This is a genomic window from Clostridioides sp. ZZV14-6150 (assembly GCF_020657875.1).
In the GTDB taxonomy this organism is placed as follows: domain Bacteria; phylum Bacillota; class Clostridia; order Peptostreptococcales; family Peptostreptococcaceae; genus Clostridioides.
The window spans coordinates 1-20,053 of record NZ_JAGWDA010000002.1; the positions used below are offsets into that span (position 1 = coordinate 1).

Genomic DNA, 20,053 nt, shown 5'->3' on the forward strand with positions numbered 1-20,053 from the left:
CCAACCGGTAACACAGGAGCGCCCGGAGCAACCGGCAATACAGGTCCAAGTGGCCCTACTGGAGCAACCGGAGTAACGGGCAGCACGGGGCCAACTGGTTCTGCGGGCATCGCAGGAGCTACCGGTCCAACCGGTAACACAGGAGCGCCCGGAGCAACCGGCAATACAGGTCCAAGTGGCCCTACTGGAGCAACCGGAGCAACAGGCGGCACTGGACCAACTGGTTCTGCGGGCATCGCAGGAACTACCGGTCCAACCGGCAACACAGGCCCAATTGGCCCAGCAGGTGCAACTGGAGCAACTGGCAGTACGGGGTCAACTGGTCCCAACGGTATATTAAACTTTGCTGACTTTTTTGCTCTGATGCCACCAGACAATTCCGTCACAGTTGCACCTGGTACAGATGTTAGCTTTCCACAAGACGGACCTAGCAGTGGTACGGCTATTACCCGCACTGGCCCTAGTTCATTTAATTTATCTGAAATCGGCACCTATCAAGTTTTATTTCAAGTTAGCGTAAATGAAGCTGGTCAATTTATTTTAACGCTCAATGGTGCAGATTTAGACTATACAGTGGAAGGCCGAGCAACAGGTACTTCTCAAATTGTAGGTATGGCTCTTGTTACTACAACAGTCATAAACTCATTGCTCACGGTAAGAAATCCAGCGGGAAATTCGACAGCACTAACCATCACACCTCTTGCTGGAGGTACAAGGCCTGTTTCTGCACACTTGGTAATTACTCAAATCGCTTGAGATGAAATAGAATGATAAGCATGTTCTTTTTATTTGCTTCATTAGTCTGTTTCGCACCTATGGTCTTGTGGATATGGCATATTATTATTAAACTCTGAATGCGCATCTTATTGAACTAATGCGTAAAAGACCAACAAGAGAAAGCATAGCGGCGAGATAAGGGTTCATCCATCTTGCTCCTATGCTTTTACAATTCCACATCCTGCACTCTGCGTGGTTGCTGTTCCCACTGTTCCTGCCACAAAATACTGTAAATGCTCTTGCAGATTACTTGGCTTCTTTTATCTCGTCTTTGAGGGAAATGGACCGCTGATTAAGTGTTCAATGCTCGGCAGTCAGCTTGACATATTCAGCTTTCAACGCCTTTACTGGCAGGTTAGTATTGCCGTTCATCACATGTTTGAGGTAGGTATTCGCCACGTCTTTGAGATTGTAGAGCGATTGGGAAACTCTGAAAACTGCCATAGCTTCATCAACTCCTTTCGATTAGATTTGTCACGAAGTAGAATGCCATTATTGAGAGAAAAGGTATAAAACCCTTGCCCCGGCAAAACCGCGTTCGCAAAGCCGCTTAAATCAAGGCTTCGTTTGCCCCTAATACGTGACATGAATGCCATAAAAAAGTGGCGTTCCTATCTTCCCATATGGGAATTAGTAAACGCCGCCTGTACGGTGGTGTATGGTGTTTCTCTATTTTATTGCTGATGTGCCATGTCATTTTCCAACGGCAGTATGGGTTCTATCTTCAAAAGGATTTAGGCGGCATATCAAAGCTCGCTCCGTAAGTAGTAAATTAGTAGTAAAATCAGCCTGCAATCCTTTGAAAATGACCGTAAATCAAGAGCAAAACGGGATAATAATTGAATTTTATTTAAAATAACATAATATTACAACGAATTATTACAAAATTACTTATTATTAACCATGAACATTTGTTTTATGATATTATATTTATATGAGGATATTGTCATAAAAAACATTATATTCATACAAAAAATTAAATTAAAAATTTATTTGGTATTAATATTTTTTATAAATTATATCTCTACTTATAGTTTTACAAATAATAATAGTATTTAAAAATTTGACAACAAAAAAAGAAAACTTTCAAAAGAATTAAATCTAAAAAGAATAGGAGATAAATATGGGTATTGAAGATTTATATGGTTTTGAATGTGTTCCTGTGAACAATGATATTGATATTGACAATTTATTAGAGACGATGATAGAAGATGGAAAAGAAAAAGGGTATACACCAATTATAATTATCGATGAAAAGGTAGGATTGCTAAAAGAAAACATCGATATTATTAATAAAGAGTATGGATCTCTTGAGAACTACAAAGAGTATTGTCTGAAAAAATATAATGAAATTGATGTAAATGAATTTTTCAAGTATAGGAAGAGTGAAATTTCAGAGATGATAAAAGAACTCATAGATTCAGAAGATACTTTTTGTGACTATAAAAGTTTTAACCCAATTACAAATATAGATATATTTCAAGAAAATAACAAAGTTTACATAGCTAAAGTCCCAACAACTAAACCTTATGAAGTATTTGCATATATACCAATTGGTGGATTTAACGATTGTCCTAGTGATGAAGAGCATATAGCAGTTGCGAAATATTGGTACGAAAACTATGGAGCATACCCGATAGCAATTGGATGTGACACAGTTCAATATTTTTCAAAAAATATAACTAGTGATAATAAAATGTTTAATAACTTATGCATAGAATTAATCTTGTACTGTGAAGATATTATTGTACAAGGATATGAGACATTAAGAGCTCTAAAAGAGGTAATACAAGGTTCTACTATATGGCTTTTTTGGTGGGATTGATATAGAACTGTGTAAACTATGAGTATTAAGTTTAAGTTTTTAGAACATTTCTAATGATAGTATCTTTTTGTAATTTACAATTATATTACTAAGAAGAGTAATTATATGATAATAAAATCGTGAACTTAGCCATGAAGATAGGCTACTTACACTTCATGGCTTTTAAGTATATTGCTGTATTACACTGTTTTGTTTTTATATAGTGTAGTACAGTAATATGCTTAAATTATAAAGATATAAATAAAAGTACTTTAATATTATAATTAATATACTTAAAAGACATTCTAATTTTTTAAATATATACTTTATATGTTATAATCATTAAGTATGTAAAAAATAAGAATAGTTTTAGAGTTCATATTTTCTTGATATGGAGGTAGATTTAATGAAGGAAAGAGAAAAGCTAGAAAAATTAAGAGAAAATTTGATTGGGTTAGAAAGTGTGGCAGTTGCTTATTCAGGTGGAGTTGACAGTAATTTCTTACTTAAAGTAGCAAGAGATACATTAGGAGATAATGTTATAGCTGTAACTGTTCATGCAATGATGCACTCAAATAGAGAAATAGAAGAAGCAAAACAATATACTAAGGATTTTGGAGTTAAACATATTATATTAAAAATAGAAGATTTTGATTTAAAGGAATTCAAAGAAAATGGTGCTGAAAGATGTTATCATTGTAAAAAATATATATTTACTAAAATAAAAGAGGTCGCAAAGGAACATAATATAAAGTACATAGTAGATGGAACCAATGTAGATGATTTAGGAGACTATAGACCAGGTCTTAAAGCACTAAATGAATTAGAAGTAATTAGTCCATTAAAAGAAAGTGGATTAAAGAAAGATGAAATTAGGTTACTTTCAAGAGATATGAAGTTAGAAACTTTTAATAAACCATCATTTGCATGTCTGGCAAGCAGAATTCCTTATGGTGTTGAAATTACAGATGAAAAGCTTAGGATAATAGAAAAAAGTGAAGAATATTTATCCGACTTGGGATTTTCTCAATTTAGAGTAAGAATGCATGGAAATATAGCTAGAATAGAAGTTAACCAGGAAGAATTAGGTAAATTTTTTGAAAATAACAATTTTAGTAAAGTTGACACTAAATTAAAAGAATTTGGCTTTAAATATGTTACACTAGATATGTCAGGATATCAAATGGGAAGTATGAATTTAAATATGTAAATATGTAAATAGGTTAAAAAATAAATAATCGTTATAATTAATATAAGAAACAGGAGGTTTTATGAAAAACTATACACTAATATCGCCATGTTTTTTTGGAATGGAAAAAATGTTGGCTAGAGAAATTACTAATTTGGGATATGAAATAATAAAAACAGAAGATGGAAGAATAACATATAAGACTGATGAATTTGGAATAGCAAAATCAAATATGTGGTTGAGATGTGCAGAAAGAGTACATCTTAAGATTGCTGAATTTGAAGCAAAAAGCTTTGATGAATTATTTGAAAATACAAAAAGGATAAACTGGTCTAAATATATACCTTATGGAGCGCAATTTCCTATTTCAAAGGCTTCTTCTATAAAATCAAAATTATACAGTACACCAGATGTACAAGCTATAGTAAAAAAAGCTATTGTAGAAAGCTTAAAGAAAAGTTATTTAGAGGATGGTTTGCTTAAAGAAGATAAAGAAAAATACCCTATATTTGTATTTATACACAAAGATAAAGTAACTCTTTCAATAGACACAACTGGAGATGCTCTACATAAAAGAGGATATAGAGAAAAAGCAAATAAAGCTCCAATAAGAGAAACTTTAGCTTCTGGACTTATCTACTTAACTCCTTGGAAAGCAGGTAGGACTTTAGTAGACCCTATGTGTGGTTCTGGTACTATATTAATTGAAGCAGCCATGATAGGTATAAATATGGCGCCTGGCTTAAATAGAGAATTTATATCAGAAAAATGGAGAACACTTGATAAAAAGATTTGGTGGGATGTAAGAAAAGATGCTTTTAATAAAATAGACAATGAATCTAAATTTAAAATTTATGGATATGATATAGATGCAGAATGTATAGATATAGCTCGAGAAAATGCAGAAATAGCAGGTGTAGATGAATATATAGAATTTAATGTAGGAGATGCAACTAAGTTTAAAAGTGAAGAAGAATTTGGATTTATAGTTACCAATCCACCTTATGGAGAACGATTAGAAGATAAGGATAGTGTTAAACAATTATATAAAGAGCTTGGTTATGCATTTAGAAAGTTAAAAAATTGGTCATATTATCTGATAACTTCTTATGAAGAATTTGAATATGAATTTGGACAAAAAGCAGCTAAAAAGAGAAAACTATATAATGGTATGCTAAAAACTAACTTTTTCCAATATCCAGGGCCTAAACCTCCTAGAAATAATAATTAGATTTTATATTTATCATAAGTTTTATCAAAATAATAAAGTTTTGTTAAAATAAGTAAAACCTTATGAGGATTTGAAACGTCTAACTATTGTGAGGAGATTTTTGCGAGAAAAATTTAAGATTGTAGGATTAGGAGGAGTTAAATGAAGTTATTAAAACTTATTATTGTATCAGGCTTAATGATGTTATTTGTTACTGGATGTAATGTTAAAACTGAATCTCCAGAGCAATTGGCAAAGATACCTGACTATGATGATACAAAAAAAGTATTGTACGATGGTATAGATCAGCTACTAAAACCAGACTCATCTATGATATTGCCTTCTAATACAAAAGAGGTAGGAAAAATAAATAAGGTAGATTTAAATAGTGATGGAGTTGATGAATTAGTAGTATTTGAGCAAAAAGAAGATTTAAGTAATAATGTTAATAAAGTAGGTTTTGTAACCTTAAGTTACAATGGTGAAAAATATGTACTAGGAGACCATTATTTAGAAAATGGAGAATCAATAGAATATGCTAATTTCTATGATTTGGATTCAGATGGATATAAGGAAGTTATTTTACTTGTTAAATCCAAAGATAAAACTAATATGCATATATACAAAGTAAGGGATAATGAAATCACAAAAGTATACGATTTAGATGCTTCTTGGATTCAAAATAAAGAAGATTTTAACGATATGAAAGTAAAGATTGGTTATATAGATGGAGATGACAAGATAGATATACTAATGCTTCATTTGAATAATAAAACTAATGAGATGTTTGCAACTGTTGCAAATTTTGATGGAACTATGAAGGTTAAGGATTATGTCAAATTTGAAAATGTAAAAAATCTAAATGAGTTATATATAACTCTAGGTAATGTTGCTTCATCTGTTGGAAACTCGGCTGCATCCATCAAAGGTGTTGTACTTGATATTCCCATGTTAAAGGAAAATAATTATATCACACAGATATTATATATGAAAAATGATAAAATTCAAAAAGCGTTTAGTGATTATGATAAAACTATTACTAAACCTTACTACATACCTGTTGATGATGTTGATAAAGATAAAATTATAGAGATACCTATAGTTGCTGGAGGAAATAGAAATACCTATACCTCTAAAGCATCTGCTAATATAAGTTGGTACAGATGGAATGGGAAAGAAGGTTCTAATTCAAAATTAATATTTATAAGCCAGATATACTATAATTATAAATACAATTTTAGGTTATTTATGCAAAATAATTTAGTGGATAAAATAATTGTTGAACAAGAGTTTGTTGGTGAAAAAGCAGTATTTAAATTTTACTATTTTGATTATTCAGAACGTAAGAATTTATTTAATATAGTAGTAGAGAGTAAAAATAAACTTGAAGATAGAAAAAGTGCAAATACACAAAATTCTATTGTACTTCAAGAAAGTGATGAATATACTTTTTTACTAGTTATAAATGATGCAAATGAAATGGATAAGTTAGATATTACTATAGACGCATTAAAAGAGTATTTCTCATTAATATATGGTTAATATTATACTCAATTGGAGGTTTTATTTTATGAAGGAAAAAATACTTATACTAGAAGATGAAATTGGAATTAGAAGTTTTGTCAGTATAAACTTAAAAAGAGAAGGCTATGAAATAGTTGAAGCTGGTACAGGTAGAGAAGCTATAGAAAAAATGACAACAGAAAATGACATTACAATAGCTCTTTTGGATGTAATGCTTCCAGATATAAGTGGAATAGAGGTTTGTAAATTTATAAGGGAAAATTTTGATCAAGTTGGTATAATAATGCTTACTGCAAAAGCTCAAGAAGATGATAAAATAGAAGGATTTATTTCAGGAGCAGATGATTACATCATAAAACCATTTAGTATAAAGGAGCTTTTAGTCAGGGTTTCTGCTCTTCTTAGAAGAGTTGCAAAAGATGATTCAAATGTTAAGTCAAGTGAGATAGTCTCACCACCATTTATACTTGATATAGATAAAAGAAAATTATTTAAGAATGGTAAAGAGATTGAACTTACTCCAACAGAATTTTCAATAGTAAAATATCTGATATCAAATGCTAAACAATCATTAAGTAGAGATCAGATATTAGATGAGGTATGGGGAACTAATTATTTGTATGATTTTAAAATAGTAGATGTAAATATAAGAAGGATAAGAAATAAAATAGAAGATGACCCATCAAAACCAAAATATATACAAACTATTTGGGGTTATGGATACTGTTTTAGAAAGGAAGAATAATAGTGTTACACTTTGAAGGTCTGAGAAAAAAAGTAATAAAAAACTATTTTATAATAATTATTATAATGGTAACTCTGTTTGAAGGGCTATTCATGTTTTATATACAAAACTATTACTATGATTCTGTTAAACAGCTACTTGAATCTGAAATAAAATATGCTGATGAATATAATGCTATTACAATGGAAACTACAAGCTTTGAGAAAAAAGTCAAAAACATTTTTGATAAACAACCATTAACAAAGAATTCAGAATTTGGGATTTCAATAATAGATAAGAATAAAAATGTTATATTGGACCAATATGGATTTAAAAGTAAAGAAAAAGCAAATTATGAAGATGTAGATAATGCATTAAGAGATGTAAAGACTAAGAATTTAACACCATATACTTACAAAATACCAGATACAGGAGAACATGTCATGAGTATCTCCTTACCACTCAAAGTAAATAATATTATAGAAGGTGTTGTTAGATATACTGTTTCATTAGATGGAATTGATAACGCCATATTAAAGCAAGCTACATGGCTTATATTGGCAGGAATATTTATACTTATTATAGCTATACTAATAAGTCTCAAATTTGCTGAGACTCTTATAAAACCATTGAGAGAGCTAAAGAAGTTTGCAAACGAATTAGCTGTAGGAAACTACAATATAAAATTGGAAAATATGAAGATTGTAGATGATGAAATTGGTGATTTAGCACAGACATTTGAACATATGGCACATGAAATTGATAAGAGTGAAAAATTGAAAGAAGAATTTATATCTTCTGTATCTCATGAGCTGAGAACTCCTCTTACATCTATAAAGGGATGGAGTGAAACATTAGGATATGAAAGTATAACTAGAGAAGAGTTAGATTTAGGTCTAGGTATTATACAAGATGAGACAGAAAGACTTATAAAGTTGGTAGAAGAATTATTGGATTTTTCAAGGCTTTCCTCTGATAGGATAAAGCTTCATGTTGATATAGTTGATGTTGAAGGATTAGTTGTTGGGGTTGTAAATCAGTTGAAAGTTAAAGCAGCTGAAAAAGATATATCACTTTTATTTGAATTTGAAAATGAATTCATAGAAAATATACAAGGAGATAAAAATAGACTAAGACAAGTTCTTATAAATTTAATACAAAATTCATTTAAATTCACTAGTCAGGGTGGTTACATAAAAGTTGTAGCTTCTCAGGATGAAGATACAACGACTATATCAGTTGAAGATAATGGTTCAGGTATAGAAAAGCAAAATTTAAATAAAGTTTTAGATAAATTTTTCCAAGAAGATTACAATAAGGCTGGAAGTGGATTAGGTCTTGCAATTAGCAATGAAATTGTAAAACTTCATGGTGGAGTAATGAAAATAGAAAGTGAAAAGAACGTTGGAACAAAAATAATTTTTAATATAAAAAATAAATTTGCTAAACAGGCATAAATTCTTAGAAAGAGGATTAAGATGAGAAATATAAAAATGATAGTAGCATATGATGGTTCAAGATATAAAGGTTATCAAAAATTAGGTGATAATGACATGACTATACAAGAAAAGCTTGAGTCTGTCTTAAGCAAAATGACCAATGAAACCATTGAGATAACTGGTTCTGGGAGAACTGATATGGGAGCACATGCAAGAGGTCAAGTTATAAACTTTAAAACAAATTGTATGGATTCAGTAGATAAAATTCAAAAATATCTATATGAATATCTGCCAGAAGATATAGTTGTAAAAACTGTTGAGGAAGTTGATGAAAGATTTCACTCAAGATACAATGTAAAATCAAAAACGTATTTATATAAGATTGATAATAATAAATATCACAGTCCTTTTATGAGAAAGTATGCTACACATATAAGTAAAAAATTAGATTTAGATAGAATGAGAAAAGCAAGTGAGTACTTAATAGGAGAACATGATTTTACTAGCTTTGCTTCTTCTAAGTCTAAGAAAAAATCTAATGTAAGAGAAATTTACTCAATAAATATAAAAGAAAATGATGATATTGTAGAAATATATATAGAGGGAAATGGATTTTTGTATAATATGGTAAGAATAATAGTAGGAGCATTAATAGATGTTGGTCTTAAAAGAAAAGCACCACAAGATATTAAGTATATGCTTGAGTTGAAAGACAGAAGTAAGTCATCAGACACCGCACCAGCTAAAGGACTATGCCTTTGGAAAGTAAAATATGAGTAAGCTTAAAGAGAAAACCTTTTAAAAAGAAAATAAATTATATAGTTGACATAAATGGAAAAATAAACTATTATATATTCTATAAGAGATATCTAAAAAATTTGATATTTAAATCCGATGAAAAAGAGAGTAACTTTTATGTATTTTATAGAGAGCTGAGGATGGTGGAAGCTTAGCAAATAAGTATTAGTGAAAAGAACTTTGGAGGATGCTAATTGAATTTAGTATGTTAGTAGGTAATCTCGCCTTAAGAGAAAGAGTGGATAAGTTTATCTTATCAATTAGAGTGGTAACGCGGATATATTTCGTCTCTTGGTTTTTCCAAGAGGCGTTTTTTAATATATTTATTTACTAATGTGTATTTAGTAGTTGTACATTTACTGATTGATTAGCTAAGTTTATCAATAAGAGTGGTACCGCGGATATTTCGCCTCTTAGTATTTAAAAATACTGAGGGGTTTTTTTAGTATTAAAATGATTTTATAAGAATCTACATTTTTAAAGTCATTCAATATTAAGAGTTTCTATTAAAAAATATAAAAATCATAATTTAAAATTGGGAGGAATTAACAATGAAGGAAAAAGTAGTATTAGCATATTCAGGAGGACTTGATACATCAATTATAATACCTTGGTTAAAGGAAAATTATGAAGATATAGAAGTTATAGCTGTTTGTGGAAATGTAGGTCAAGAAGACAAAATGGAAGATGTTTATGAGAAAGCTCTACAAAGTGGAGCATCAAAAGCTTATGTAGATGATATAAGTGAAGAGTTTGTGACTGAAACTATATTTAAAGCTGTAAAAGCAGAAGCAAAATATGAAGGAAAATACTTATTAGGAACTTCTTTAGCAAGACCTATAATAGCTAAAAAATTAGTTGAAGTTGCTCATAAAGAAGGCGCAAAATATATATGCCATGGATGTACAGGAAAAGGTAATGACCAAGTTAGATTTGAAGCTACAATTGCAGCTCTTGACCCAACTATAAAAGTTATAGCTCCTTGGAGAATATGGGATATAAAATCAAGAGAAGATGCTATAGATTATGCTGAGAAACACAATATAAAAGTAACAGCAACTAAAGCTAAAATATATTCAGTAGATGCTAACCTTTGGCATGTATCAACAGAAGGTGGAGACATAGAACATCTACAAAATGAACACAAAAAGGATGTATATAAACAATGTGTAGATCCTGAGGATGCATGTGATGTAGCTGAATATGTAGAAGTTTATTTTGAAAAAGGTGTGCCTAAAAAGATAAATGGGGAAGAATTATCTCCAGTGGCACTAATTCATAAATTAAATGAGTTAGGTTGTAAGCATGGAGTTGGAGTTATAGATATAGTTGAGAATAGACTTGTTGGCATGAAATCAAGAGGGATATATGAAACTCCAGGAGGAACAATCCTTTATGAAGCACACAATATTTTAGAAAGTGCTACTTTGGATAAAGATACACTACACTTTAAGCAAATGGTATCTTACAAATATGGAGAACTTATTTATAATGGATTATGGTACTGTAAATTAAGAGAATCTATAGATGCATTTATGGAACAAACTCAAGATAATGTTACAGGTACAGTAAAAGTTAAACTTTACAAAGGTAACATAAAACCTGCTGGAATATTTACTGAAAATGCACTTTATGATGAAGGAATATCTTCTTTTGGAGATAGTGAACTTTATGACCATAAAGATGCAGAAGGATTTATTAATTTATTTACTTTACCATTGAAAATTAGAGCTATGAAGGCTTGTAAATAATAGAATATAGTAAATTAAAATTATTAGAGTATATAAGAAATGTTTTTTAGTTTTTTATATACTCTTTTTTATATAAAATTATTACATTATGCAATTTGTAACAGTTTAGTTATTACAATATAAGAAATTTTAAAACTTATTTTTCTTCAAGACTTCCTAATTATTTGTAAGCATTAAAAGTATGGTTTTCTTATAAGTTACACAATATGAATACTTATTTTTGAATTTTGCTATTGACTCTCACATTATAAGAGGGTTTATACTAAGTTTAATTAAAAATCTACATGCAAAAGCTGCGCATAGTAGAAGGTAGTAACCATATCATTTGAAATTATAAAGATATAATTTATGAAAATACTATTAATTCCATAATGAAATTATTTATAAACGGAGGTAGATTAAATGAGGAAAATAATTGAAATAAAACACCATTCGCATGATTATGAATGTATGTGGAATGGTATAGAAGATATATATATGAATAAAATGGATGAATCTCTGCCAAATGATTTTTTCTTTTTATTAGCAGGTTTTGGTTCATTTTGTTATCTGAGGACAAACAAAAAAGAATTAAAGAGAATGGTTGCTTTGGGAGATGGAAGAACCAAAAAAATGTATGAATTTTTAGCACCTATTGTTGGTTTTGAATATAAACACTATGAGTTTAAAAAGTATGAACAAGCTTTAAAAAAAGCAAAATCAGAAATTGATTCTGGTTATCCAGTTGTTTTAGGAGCTTTAGATATGTATTATCTGCCATATTATGAAAAATTATATCATAAGGAGCATATTCCTTTTCATTATGTGCTTATGGTAGGGTATGATGATATGGCAGAGAGAATATATTTATATGATTGTGGGAGAACTGAGTTACTTTCTCTTTCTTATGATGAACTATGTGAATGTATGAATTGTAGTTATCCTGGGTTAAGCAAAGCAAATACAATTTGTACAGTTAGAATGAATAGTTCAAAGAATAAATATCAGATTGCCCAAGAAGCACTTGCTATAAAGCGGGATATGTTTTTAAATCCATCTACAGGTTTTTTAGGATACAAAGGTTTTGAAAAGTTTATTAAAGAATTGCCACAATGGAAACACGAATTGGAAAAAGATGACTATGATAGGATTTTAGCTAATATGGTTATGCTTTTTGGAACGGTACCAACTATTCCAAATGCAATCAAAGGAATTGAAGAACCAGATAGTGTTGAATTTAAAGGTGGTTTTGATAAAATGAGCAAGATGCTTAAGTGTATTGGAACTGAATACAAAAATGACTGTTGGGTACAAGTAGCAGAGATTTTTGAAGAAAGTTCAATCATAATTGAAAAAATATCTAATATAATAATAGATTATTTATCGAATAAGGTTGATGAGACTGAAAAACTTTCTTTGCTATTTTCTGAAATTTTGAAACAAATGAAAGCTGGATACTTAATGTTAGGTATATGAATATAGAATAAGATTTCTTTTTTAATAAAAGTGTATTAGCTAGATAATCAAAATTTAAATATGAAATGAGTTCAAAAAATCAAATTATATATTTATAAAGTGTTGACCCTAACACCACGTCATATTGTAATATGAAAACATAGTTTGAAAATATTAATAAATACTGATAGGTATATAAGTATTTATTAATATTTGTAGCTATAAAATAAAATTTTGAGGTGAGGCAATGAGAACAGTAAAACAAGTTTCAGATTTGACAGGAATAAGTGTGCGCACATTACATTACTATGACGAAATAGGCTTATTAAAGCCAAGTGAAATTACAGAAGTAGGGTATAGGCTTTATGATGATGAAGCTATTGAAACGCTTCAACAAATTTTATTTTTTAAAGAACTTGAGATACCTTTAAAAGAGGTTAAAGATATAATGTTAAGCCCATACTTTGATAAAATGCATGCTCTAGAAAGTCAAAAAAAGCTACTTATTATAAAACGTAAAAGATTGGATAGTCTAATAGAAATTATAGACAAAACTTTAAAAGGGGAAAATATAGTGAACTTCAAAGGATTTGACATGAGTGAATATTTTAAAGTATTAGAGGAATTTAAAATAGAGCATGAAGATAAAATAATCAAAACTTATGGTAGTGTAGAGAAATATAATGAGCATATTGAGACGTTTAAATCTAAAGAAGATGAAATTGCTAAAATGGCTATAAAAAAATATGGAAGTATTGAGAAATATGCTGAGGCTATAAAGAAGAATTTTAATAGTGATATATTAACTTTAGCAGAACAATTTGATGAATTTAAAAAAGATTGTTTGGAGGACAATCATCCAAAATTAAAAGAACTGTATAAAAGACTTGTAGCAGATTTAAGTAAAAATCCTTTATCAAAAGAACTTCAAGAAATTGCTAAAGAGATAACAGATACATCTAAGAAAGATTATGAACTTTTTAATATGGAGTATGGAGATGATAATTGGTATGGCATGGTACAAAATTATTTACTAAATCCCATATGGATAAAAGAAGTTGATAAAAAGTATGGTAATGGAGCATGTAAATTTATTGGCGAAGTTTTGAAGCATTATTTAGGTAATAAACAGCCCAAAATAAATATGTTATATGAAAAACTTGTAGCAGACTTAAGTAAAAATCCATCTTCAAAGGAAATTCAAGATATTGTTGAAGATATAGTGTATGAAACTAACAGAAGTAATGAATTTTACAAGATAGATGAAGGAGAGAATAATTTAGATTATTTAGCAGAACTTTATTTACAAAATTCTATTTATATACAAGTAAATGATAAGAAATATGGTAAAGGGGCATCTAAATTCATTGGAGAAGCTCTAAAAATTTATTCTGATAATAGTAAAATATAAGTAAACAAATATGGAAAATTGTAAAATAGGATAAAAAATAGCAACTAAATTATTGCAAAGTTGATTATATTTTGAATGTAGAAAAAGGATATAGAATTATTACTTTATCTATATCCTTACTTGTGATTGTTAAAATATATAATTTATATCGAACTTAACACTTTCAACAATATTTCCTAAATATGTTTTTATACTTTCAACTTCTTCTAAAGATTTTAATTTATTTTCAGTATAAATTGCCTTATCAAGAATATTAAATTTTAGACCTATTTCATCAAAGTATTCATGATTTAAAACTTTATACCAATGATTTCTTTCTTTAGACCATCTAGTAGATATAGAATCAGCTTCTTTTTGAGCTTTTTCCCAATCTTCATCTACTATAGATTTTTCTAAGATAGACATATTACTTTTATAGTCCTCTGTAAAATCATATAATTTATTATTAACATAAAATCCAAATAGCATAAATAAAACAGCCCATAGTATAACAAATGTTGCAGATTTCAATATTAATCACCCTTCTTATTTTGAATAAATATTTTGTCATTTTCATCTAAAACACAAATAAGAACATCTTTAAAAGTTTCTATGTGGTTAGACTTTAAGATACCCATTAACCAGTTAGTATCTTTTTCAGCCATATCAAGATTTTTATTTATTATTTTACCATCCAATATAAGTGGAATTGGCAAATGATTAAAAGCTCTTGGAGGAGTACTATTGTAACTTGATGCTGGAACTACACTTAAATTACCATCAGTCTCTAAAATAGCATATTGTACATCTTTTAGGTTGAAGTAGCCTTGAATTCTCAATTGCTCTAACAACTCATCTATACTAACTCTTTCTTTTTTAAGTTCATTATATACAATCTTTCCTTTGTCAATTAAGACAGAAGGTTTACCTGATAAAAATGAACTTAATTTTCTACTTTTTAAGGATAAAAATGAAATTAGAGTCTGCATAATTACAAGGCCAGTTATTGCTGCAACGCCATTTATAATTGGTATATTATTATTTTCCATTGGGACGGATGCAACTTCTGCAATTAAAAGTGTTATGACCAAGTCAAAACAGTTCATCTCAGCGATTTCACCTTTTCCCATGACTCTAAGTGCAATCAACACTGTTATGTATAATATAATACTTCTTATTAATACAACTGTCATATCTATCAATTACTCCTTTAAAAAATATTTACACTAAGTTAGTATATCCTATATAAAAAAATTAATTCAGATTATAAAAAATACCTTAAACAATTGAATTCAATTATTTAAGGTACTCTTGATAGTCTCAATATTAAATTTTTTATAGATTTTCTATTACTTTTATTTATCTTAACTACAGATTCAACAAAATTCTTTTTATCCCCTAATTTCAATACAAAATCAGGGTATTCTTCAAATTCATTGAGCTTTATTAATTTAAAAGAAGAAGATAAGTTTTTAAAGCTGATAATTTTAGAATTATTTACTAATACACTTCTTTTTTTAAAATAAATGTCTTTTTTACTTATATTTAATATATTGAATATTTGTTTAAGATGCATTATTATATCCTCTGGAGTCTTGTCAAATTTAAGTTCAAAATTTTCATCCTCAAAGTAGGGAATACAATATAAAGGATTTTTAATAGGAGGCAGTTTATTGTATAATTCTTCAAGTATATTAGTATCTTTAGGATAGTTAAGGTAAAAACATTTACATACATTCATTAAATCCATAGCATCTGAAAGTGAATTATGTTTAATTTCTCCCTCTACAGAAAAAATCTTTTTCATATTTAGTAAAGATAGTTGCTTAGATAAGATTCTATTTTTGTATGTAATATGCTGAGATATAAAAGGTTGAATATCAATCATCATATTGAATAACTCTAAGCAGATACCCGTATATTTATATACTCTAAAGGAATTTAGAAGACCAGCAATATCAAAATTACCCCAATTATATATTGTAACATCACTAAATTTTTTAAACCATTTGCAAAAATCATCCATAACATATAAAAGATTATGAGCATTATCAATTTCTAACTGGTTTAATTTAGTGAGTTTTTTACATTTAGATGAAAGTAATTCATTGTATTTTGGTTTAACTAAAGAATAATAATCATCAACTATATTAAAGTCATTATCTACCAAAACACAACCTATGGAAATCAACTCAGCTCCACTATATTCTAGCTTGTATTTATTATCATCTAATATATTAAATTCAAAGTCTATAAATAACTTGTATTTCATAAATTAAAAGCACATCCTCATAGATATTATTTAATGAGATTAAGCGTCATAAGAATCAATCGATATAATGATTCTGAACATCAAAGGCTCATTACAACTTTTATTTATTTCGTAATTTAAATCAAAGGAATCTTTTAAGATAGAATTTATAAGTATTCTTTCCCAACCTATTTTTAGATTAACTTTAGCTTCTATCAATTTAGTTTCTATTTTTTTAAATATTTCTATATTTGCGGGTATTATACTGAGTTCAATATTACTTTTAAATGGGTTAGATTTTAAATCAGCTATAAGAATATTCTTTAACTCTTCTGTAAGTTCAGAGATTAAATTATTCCCTATATATTCTTTAATTATTTCTTCTCTAATTTCTCTTAAATTTAGCAACATTAACACCTGCTACTTGTATTATAATATGCAAAGTATAGTAAAATTTGATTAAGTTTTTTTATTATACTTGCAATAGTAGCTTTTTCCTTTCTGTTTATTTTTATATGACTAATCCATATTAGAAAACTATTAATATGCTTATAAATAATAGTTTGTTGTATGTTAAAAGTAAAAACTTTTATATTTTCAGAGAATAAAAACTATATAAAAGTGAAGATTTATAAAATAGAATCATAAAGATAAGATGTTTTATTCTCTGAATTTTTTGGTACTAAATTCTTAATTTGTTATTTGCCAATTCCTTTTTCTGATAATTTTTCTAGCATATCCTTAGTCATTTTATCTAAATCATAATTAGCTTTAAAATTCCATTCATTTACAGCACTGCTACTATCTAATGAATTAGGCCAAGAATCAGCTATACCTTGTCTTACAGGGTCTACATCATACTCTATTGTAAAATCAGGTATATATTTTTTTATAGAATCAGCTATTTCTTCAGGAGCAAAACTCATAGCGGTGATATTAAAAGCATTTCTATGAATAAGTTTTTCGGCTGGAGCTTCTATTAAATCTACTATAGATTGAATGGCATCAGGCATGTACATCATATCCATTTTTGTACCTTTTGCTATGTAAGACTTATATTTTTTATTTTTTAATGCTTCATAATATATATCAACTGCATAATCTGTAGTTCCACCACCAGGAGGAGTAACGTAAGAAATAAGGCCAGGAAATCTAACTCCTCTAGTATCCACTCCAAATTTTGAATGATAATAATCACATAGTAATTCACCAGAAACTTTAGTGACACCATACATAGTATTAGGTCTTTGTAGTGTATCTTGAGGAGTCATGTTTTTTGGCGAATTTTCACCAAATGCAGCTATTGAACTAGGTGTAAAAAACTTACAATTCAATTCTCTAGCTACTTCAAGACCATTTATCAATCCATTCATATTTAAATTCCAAGCTTCTAAATGTTTACTTTCTGCAACTGCAGAAAGCAGAGAAGCTAGATGAATTATAGTATCTACATCATACTTTTTTGCGATTTCAAAGAATCGATTTTTATCTGTGACATCTAATATTTCAAATATACCAGATTCACATACAGGATTTCCTTCTTTTATTCTTCTTGAGCTAGCAATTACATTTTGTTCTCCATATTCATTTCTTAGCTTGATTGTTAATTCTGAGCCTATTTGTCCTAATGCACCTGTTATAAGTATTTTTTTCAATTTGCTAACCTCCTTAGAGTTTAATTTATGTATTATTGCTTATTTTTATTTTAGCAAATCTTTTGTTTAAATACAAAGAATTAAACCCATTAATGCATTACTTAATTTAATAAAGCATAATAAATGTTTCAGAATTTAATGTAATAAATATCAAAATTAAGTATATAGTATATAGGTAAGATATAGTAATATAAATGTTTATATGTATTATTTATAGAGATTGTTTTTAAAGATAGATAAAGTACAAAGATAGGCAAAATGTACAGTGGATTAAATTTAAAAAGTAATACTTATAAGATTGCTTTTATTTAAGTTCTAAATTTATTTTTTATTAAATTAAGTCTTAATGAGGTATAAAGATAGAGTATGTGACTAAGTCACAGAAATAAAAGTAAATTTAGGATATAATAAAAATATATAATATTAAGATATAACAAAGATGATTCTACAAATGAAAAAGTATTATAAGTTAAAATAAAAATTGAAAGGAAGTATAAAAATGACAAGACCATCAATATATCATAACCAAGGATACACTTGTGCAGAAGCATTAATAAAATCTTATAATGAAGAACATGAAACAGATATACCAATTTCAATAGGAAGTGGTATGGGGGTTGGAATTACTGTAGGGAGTGTTTGTGGAGCTGTAAATGCAGCAGTTGTTATAATAGGGTATCTAAATGGACGAAATAATAATTTAGATGAAAATATAGCAAGAAAGTATTCAAGAGAATTAATGAATAAAGTAAGGGACAAATACAGTACAGAAATATGTGCTTCATTGAAAAAAAATAAAGTAAGCTGTGGTGAAATAATAAATTTCACATATGATGCCTTAAATGATATACTAGAAAATCAAAAATAATCTTAAGAAATGAGCATTTCCTATTTAGGGGAGTGCTATTTTTTATTATATAAATAGTATCTTCTTTTAATATAATTTTTAAATCAATTTGATTATATTTTAGTCAATATAATTTAATATAGAAAATATTAATTGACAAGAAAAAATATACTATGCTAAATAAAAATAAATTATTTAATATATATAGAGTCGATATATTTATGTCTATAAGATTGCACAAACTAATAAAAAAATATATTAATTATAAAGAAATATATAAGAAAATAAAAGAATTAATGAATGTAATATAAAGTAAAAAAGTATAAAATCATATAATGCTCTTATAAAATAAAGAAAAAATAGAAATTTACTATAAAATACATAGATTATGACATAATATGGTATAATTAGTAAAAATATAGAGATTGGAGGAATTAATTTGTTTATAGAGGAAGAATTAGAAGGATATATAATAAAATGTAAAATATCTGAAGACTTTAAAGATAGACCTGGATATAGTGATGAAGAATTTTGTGTTACAATCTATAAAGATGAAAGTTCTGACTCTGGATATTATGCTCTGTTAGAAAATAAGGATGAAAAAGAAATATGGGATGGAAAAATTGTTGCTAATAATATTTTAAATAAACTTTGGATTGTAGTAGATAAGGTTAGAGCTGGTTAAGAATGTAATTATATAGTATTTATAATATTTTAAATAAATTTTCAGATATAGAGGACTAATATGTAATAAATGAGAAAAGTTATTCAATTGTGGAGGGTTAATTAAATGGAATATAGTTATAGTAAGATGCATCTGAAAAAAGGAGATATTGTAGAAGTAAATTTGGAGAAACAAGCTAATGTGATATTATTAGATCATATAAATTATGTTAAATTTAAAAATCAAAGAAACTATGATTACTATGGTGGATTTGCCAAGAAAACTCCATGCAGAATGAAAGTTCCTAATACAGGAACTTGGTATCTGGTTGTAAATGAAAATGGAAATAGTGGTATAGTAAACTTTTCAATTAATACAATTCAAAATTAATTTAATACTAAAGGGCTTGGATTAATATCTAGGTCTTTTTATTGTGTCATGGTTTATATATAAAGTTATATAAACAAATATTGAAAAGAGTGTTAATATATATAAATATAAATTAAATCAATAATTACGAATTTGATATAGATATATTCATTAATAAAGTATATAAAGTTAATAAAAATATGAATATAAAATGGTTATTACTTTTA

Annotated in this window: 20 protein-coding genes and 1 other annotated feature; of the genes, 14 read left to right on the plus strand and 6 right to left on the minus strand. The window is 28.0% G+C overall.

All coding sequences use genetic code 11. The features are described from left to right. Window positions 1-573 precede the first annotated feature (573 nt). Window positions 574-756 (plus strand): hypothetical protein, encoded by a 183-nt coding sequence (locus KGF41_RS02450; protein WP_227856421.1) that lies wholly within the window; start codon window positions 574-576, stop codon window positions 754-756. Between the two features lie 321 nt (window positions 757-1,077). On the opposite strand, the gene KGF41_RS02455 is transcribed toward KGF41_RS02450, so the two are convergent. Beyond that, window positions 1,078-1,221 (minus strand): hypothetical protein, encoded by a 144-nt coding sequence (locus KGF41_RS02455; protein ID WP_227856316.1) that lies wholly within the window; start codon window positions 1,219-1,221, stop codon window positions 1,078-1,080. 679 nt (window positions 1,222-1,900) lie between these two features. Between KGF41_RS02455 and KGF41_RS02460 the strand changes: the two genes are divergently transcribed. From KGF41_RS02460 to KGF41_RS02505, 10 genes are all read left to right on the plus strand, one after another. Further along, window positions 1,901-2,602 carry a DUF4253 domain-containing protein gene (locus KGF41_RS02460; protein ID WP_227828508.1) on the plus strand — a complete coding sequence of 234 codons (702 nt, stop codon included), beginning with the start codon at window positions 1,901-1,903 and terminating at the stop codon, window positions 2,600-2,602. Between the two features lie 385 nt (window positions 2,603-2,987). Beyond that, entirely contained in the window at window positions 2,988-3,791 is an 804-nt protein-coding gene (gene larE / locus KGF41_RS02465) for an ATP-dependent sacrificial sulfur transferase LarE (RefSeq protein ID WP_227841688.1), read from the plus strand. 61 nt (window positions 3,792-3,852) lie between these two features. Then, window positions 3,853-5,001, plus strand: coding sequence for a THUMP domain-containing class I SAM-dependent RNA methyltransferase (locus KGF41_RS02470; RefSeq protein ID WP_227856317.1), 1,149 nt, complete (start codon window positions 3,853-3,855; stop codon window positions 4,999-5,001). 141 nt (window positions 5,002-5,142) lie between these two features. Continuing rightward, on the plus strand, window positions 5,143-6,522 hold the full coding sequence (locus KGF41_RS02475; protein ID WP_227856318.1) for a hypothetical protein: 1,380 nt from the start codon (window positions 5,143-5,145) through the stop codon (window positions 6,520-6,522). 28 nt (window positions 6,523-6,550) lie between these two features. Further along, entirely contained in the window at window positions 6,551-7,249 is a 699-nt protein-coding gene (gene walR, locus KGF41_RS02480; protein ID WP_227850340.1) for a cell wall metabolism DNA-binding response regulator WalR, read from the plus strand. Window positions 7,250-7,251: 2 nt separating this feature from the next. Next, window positions 7,252-8,685 (plus strand): cell wall metabolism sensor histidine kinase WalK, encoded by a 1,434-nt coding sequence (gene walK, locus KGF41_RS02485; protein ID WP_227828512.1) that lies wholly within the window; start codon window positions 7,252-7,254, stop codon window positions 8,683-8,685. Window positions 8,686-8,706: 21 nt separating this feature from the next. Further along, window positions 8,707-9,447, plus strand: coding sequence for a tRNA pseudouridine(38-40) synthase TruA (gene truA, locus KGF41_RS02490; protein WP_227850341.1), 741 nt, complete (start codon window positions 8,707-8,709; stop codon window positions 9,445-9,447). A 105-nt stretch (window positions 9,448-9,552) separates the two neighbouring features. Further along, window positions 9,553-9,760 (plus strand) — a binding site (T-box leader). A 256-nt stretch (window positions 9,761-10,016) separates the two neighbouring features. Continuing rightward, entirely contained in the window at window positions 10,017-11,216 is a 1,200-nt protein-coding gene (locus KGF41_RS02495; RefSeq protein ID WP_227841685.1) for an argininosuccinate synthase, read from the plus strand. A 402-nt stretch (window positions 11,217-11,618) separates the two neighbouring features. Beyond that, window positions 11,619-12,671, plus strand: a complete 1,053-nt coding sequence (locus KGF41_RS02500; RefSeq protein ID WP_227840566.1) for a BtrH N-terminal domain-containing protein — start codon at window positions 11,619-11,621, stop codon at window positions 12,669-12,671. Window positions 12,672-12,897: 226 nt separating this feature from the next. Then, on the plus strand, window positions 12,898-14,061 hold the full coding sequence (locus KGF41_RS02505; protein ID WP_227828516.1) for a MerR family transcriptional regulator: 1,164 nt from the start codon (window positions 12,898-12,900) through the stop codon (window positions 14,059-14,061). 129 nt (window positions 14,062-14,190) lie between these two features. Here the strand turns inward: KGF41_RS02505 and KGF41_RS02510 are convergent, their stop codons facing one another. The 5 genes from KGF41_RS02510 to KGF41_RS02530 form a co-directional block, all read right to left on the minus strand. Then, the gene (locus KGF41_RS02510; RefSeq protein WP_227828517.1) at window positions 14,191-14,571 is read right to left on the minus strand and encodes a DUF4363 family protein; all 381 of its coding nucleotides are present in this window, start codon (window positions 14,569-14,571) and stop codon (window positions 14,191-14,193) included. A 2-nt stretch (window positions 14,572-14,573) separates the two neighbouring features. Then, window positions 14,574-15,233: a DUF421 domain-containing protein gene (locus KGF41_RS02515; protein WP_227828518.1), complete on the minus strand. Its 660-nt coding sequence runs from the start codon at window positions 15,231-15,233 to the stop codon at window positions 14,574-14,576. Between the two features lie 107 nt (window positions 15,234-15,340). Then, window positions 15,341-16,312, minus strand: a complete 972-nt coding sequence (locus KGF41_RS02520; RefSeq protein ID WP_227828519.1) for a 3'-5' exonuclease — start codon at window positions 16,310-16,312, stop codon at window positions 15,341-15,343. Between the two features lie 39 nt (window positions 16,313-16,351). Next, entirely contained in the window at window positions 16,352-16,702 is a 351-nt protein-coding gene (locus KGF41_RS02525; protein WP_227828520.1) for a hypothetical protein, read from the minus strand. A 287-nt stretch (window positions 16,703-16,989) separates the two neighbouring features. Continuing rightward, complete coding sequence (locus KGF41_RS02530; RefSeq protein ID WP_227840565.1) at window positions 16,990-17,946, minus strand: L-threonine 3-dehydrogenase; 957 nt, start codon at window positions 17,944-17,946, stop codon at window positions 16,990-16,992. 499 nt (window positions 17,947-18,445) lie between these two features. Between KGF41_RS02530 and KGF41_RS02535 the strand changes: the two genes are divergently transcribed. The 3 genes from KGF41_RS02535 to KGF41_RS02545 all read left to right on the plus strand — a co-directional run bounded on the left by KGF41_RS02535 (window position 18,446) and on the right by KGF41_RS02545 (window position 19,847). Beyond that, window positions 18,446-18,814 carry a C-GCAxxG-C-C family (seleno)protein gene (locus tag KGF41_RS02535; protein ID WP_227840564.1) on the plus strand — a complete coding sequence of 123 codons (369 nt, stop codon included), beginning with the start codon at window positions 18,446-18,448 and terminating at the stop codon, window positions 18,812-18,814. A gap of 418 nt (window positions 18,815-19,232) precedes the next feature. Further along, window positions 19,233-19,478 (plus strand): hypothetical protein, encoded by a 246-nt coding sequence (locus KGF41_RS02540; protein ID WP_227856319.1) that lies wholly within the window; start codon window positions 19,233-19,235, stop codon window positions 19,476-19,478. Between the two features lie 105 nt (window positions 19,479-19,583). Next, a complete protein-coding gene (locus KGF41_RS02545; RefSeq protein WP_227828524.1) occupies window positions 19,584-19,847 on the plus strand; it encodes a DUF1883 domain-containing protein in 264 nt (87 codons plus the stop codon). Window positions 19,848-20,053 lie beyond the last annotated feature (206 nt).

Coding starts and splice junctions, on each gene's coding strand:
- KGF41_RS02455 (WP_227856316.1), bottom strand. CDS start 1,221: ATGGCAGTTTTCAGAGTTTCCCAATCGCTCTACAATCTCAAAGACGTG.
- KGF41_RS02460 (WP_227828508.1), top strand. CDS start 1,901: ATGGGTATTGAAGATTTATATGGTTTTGAATGTGTTCCTGTGAACAAT.
- larE (WP_227841688.1), top strand. CDS start 2,988: ATGAAGGAAAGAGAAAAGCTAGAAAAATTAAGAGAAAATTTGATTGGG.
- KGF41_RS02470 (WP_227856317.1), top strand. CDS start 3,853: ATGAAAAACTATACACTAATATCGCCATGTTTTTTTGGAATGGAAAAA.
- KGF41_RS02475 (WP_227856318.1), top strand. CDS start 5,143: ATGAAGTTATTAAAACTTATTATTGTATCAGGCTTAATGATGTTATTT.
- walR (WP_227850340.1), top strand. CDS start 6,551: ATGAAGGAAAAAATACTTATACTAGAAGATGAAATTGGAATTAGAAGT.
- truA (WP_227850341.1), top strand. CDS start 8,707: ATGAGAAATATAAAAATGATAGTAGCATATGATGGTTCAAGATATAAA.
- KGF41_RS02495 (WP_227841685.1), top strand. CDS start 10,017: ATGAAGGAAAAAGTAGTATTAGCATATTCAGGAGGACTTGATACATCA.
- KGF41_RS02500 (WP_227840566.1), top strand. CDS start 11,619: ATGAGGAAAATAATTGAAATAAAACACCATTCGCATGATTATGAATGT.
- KGF41_RS02505 (WP_227828516.1), top strand. CDS start 12,898: ATGAGAACAGTAAAACAAGTTTCAGATTTGACAGGAATAAGTGTGCGC.
- KGF41_RS02515 (WP_227828518.1), bottom strand. CDS start 15,233: ATGACAGTTGTATTAATAAGAAGTATTATATTATACATAACAGTGTTG.
- KGF41_RS02520 (WP_227828519.1), bottom strand. CDS start 16,312: ATGAAATACAAGTTATTTATAGACTTTGAATTTAATATATTAGATGAT.
- KGF41_RS02525 (WP_227828520.1), bottom strand. CDS start 16,702: ATGTTGCTAAATTTAAGAGAAATTAGAGAAGAAATAATTAAAGAATAT.
- KGF41_RS02535 (WP_227840564.1), top strand. CDS start 18,446: ATGACAAGACCATCAATATATCATAACCAAGGATACACTTGTGCAGAA.
- KGF41_RS02545 (WP_227828524.1), top strand. CDS start 19,584: ATGGAATATAGTTATAGTAAGATGCATCTGAAAAAAGGAGATATTGTA.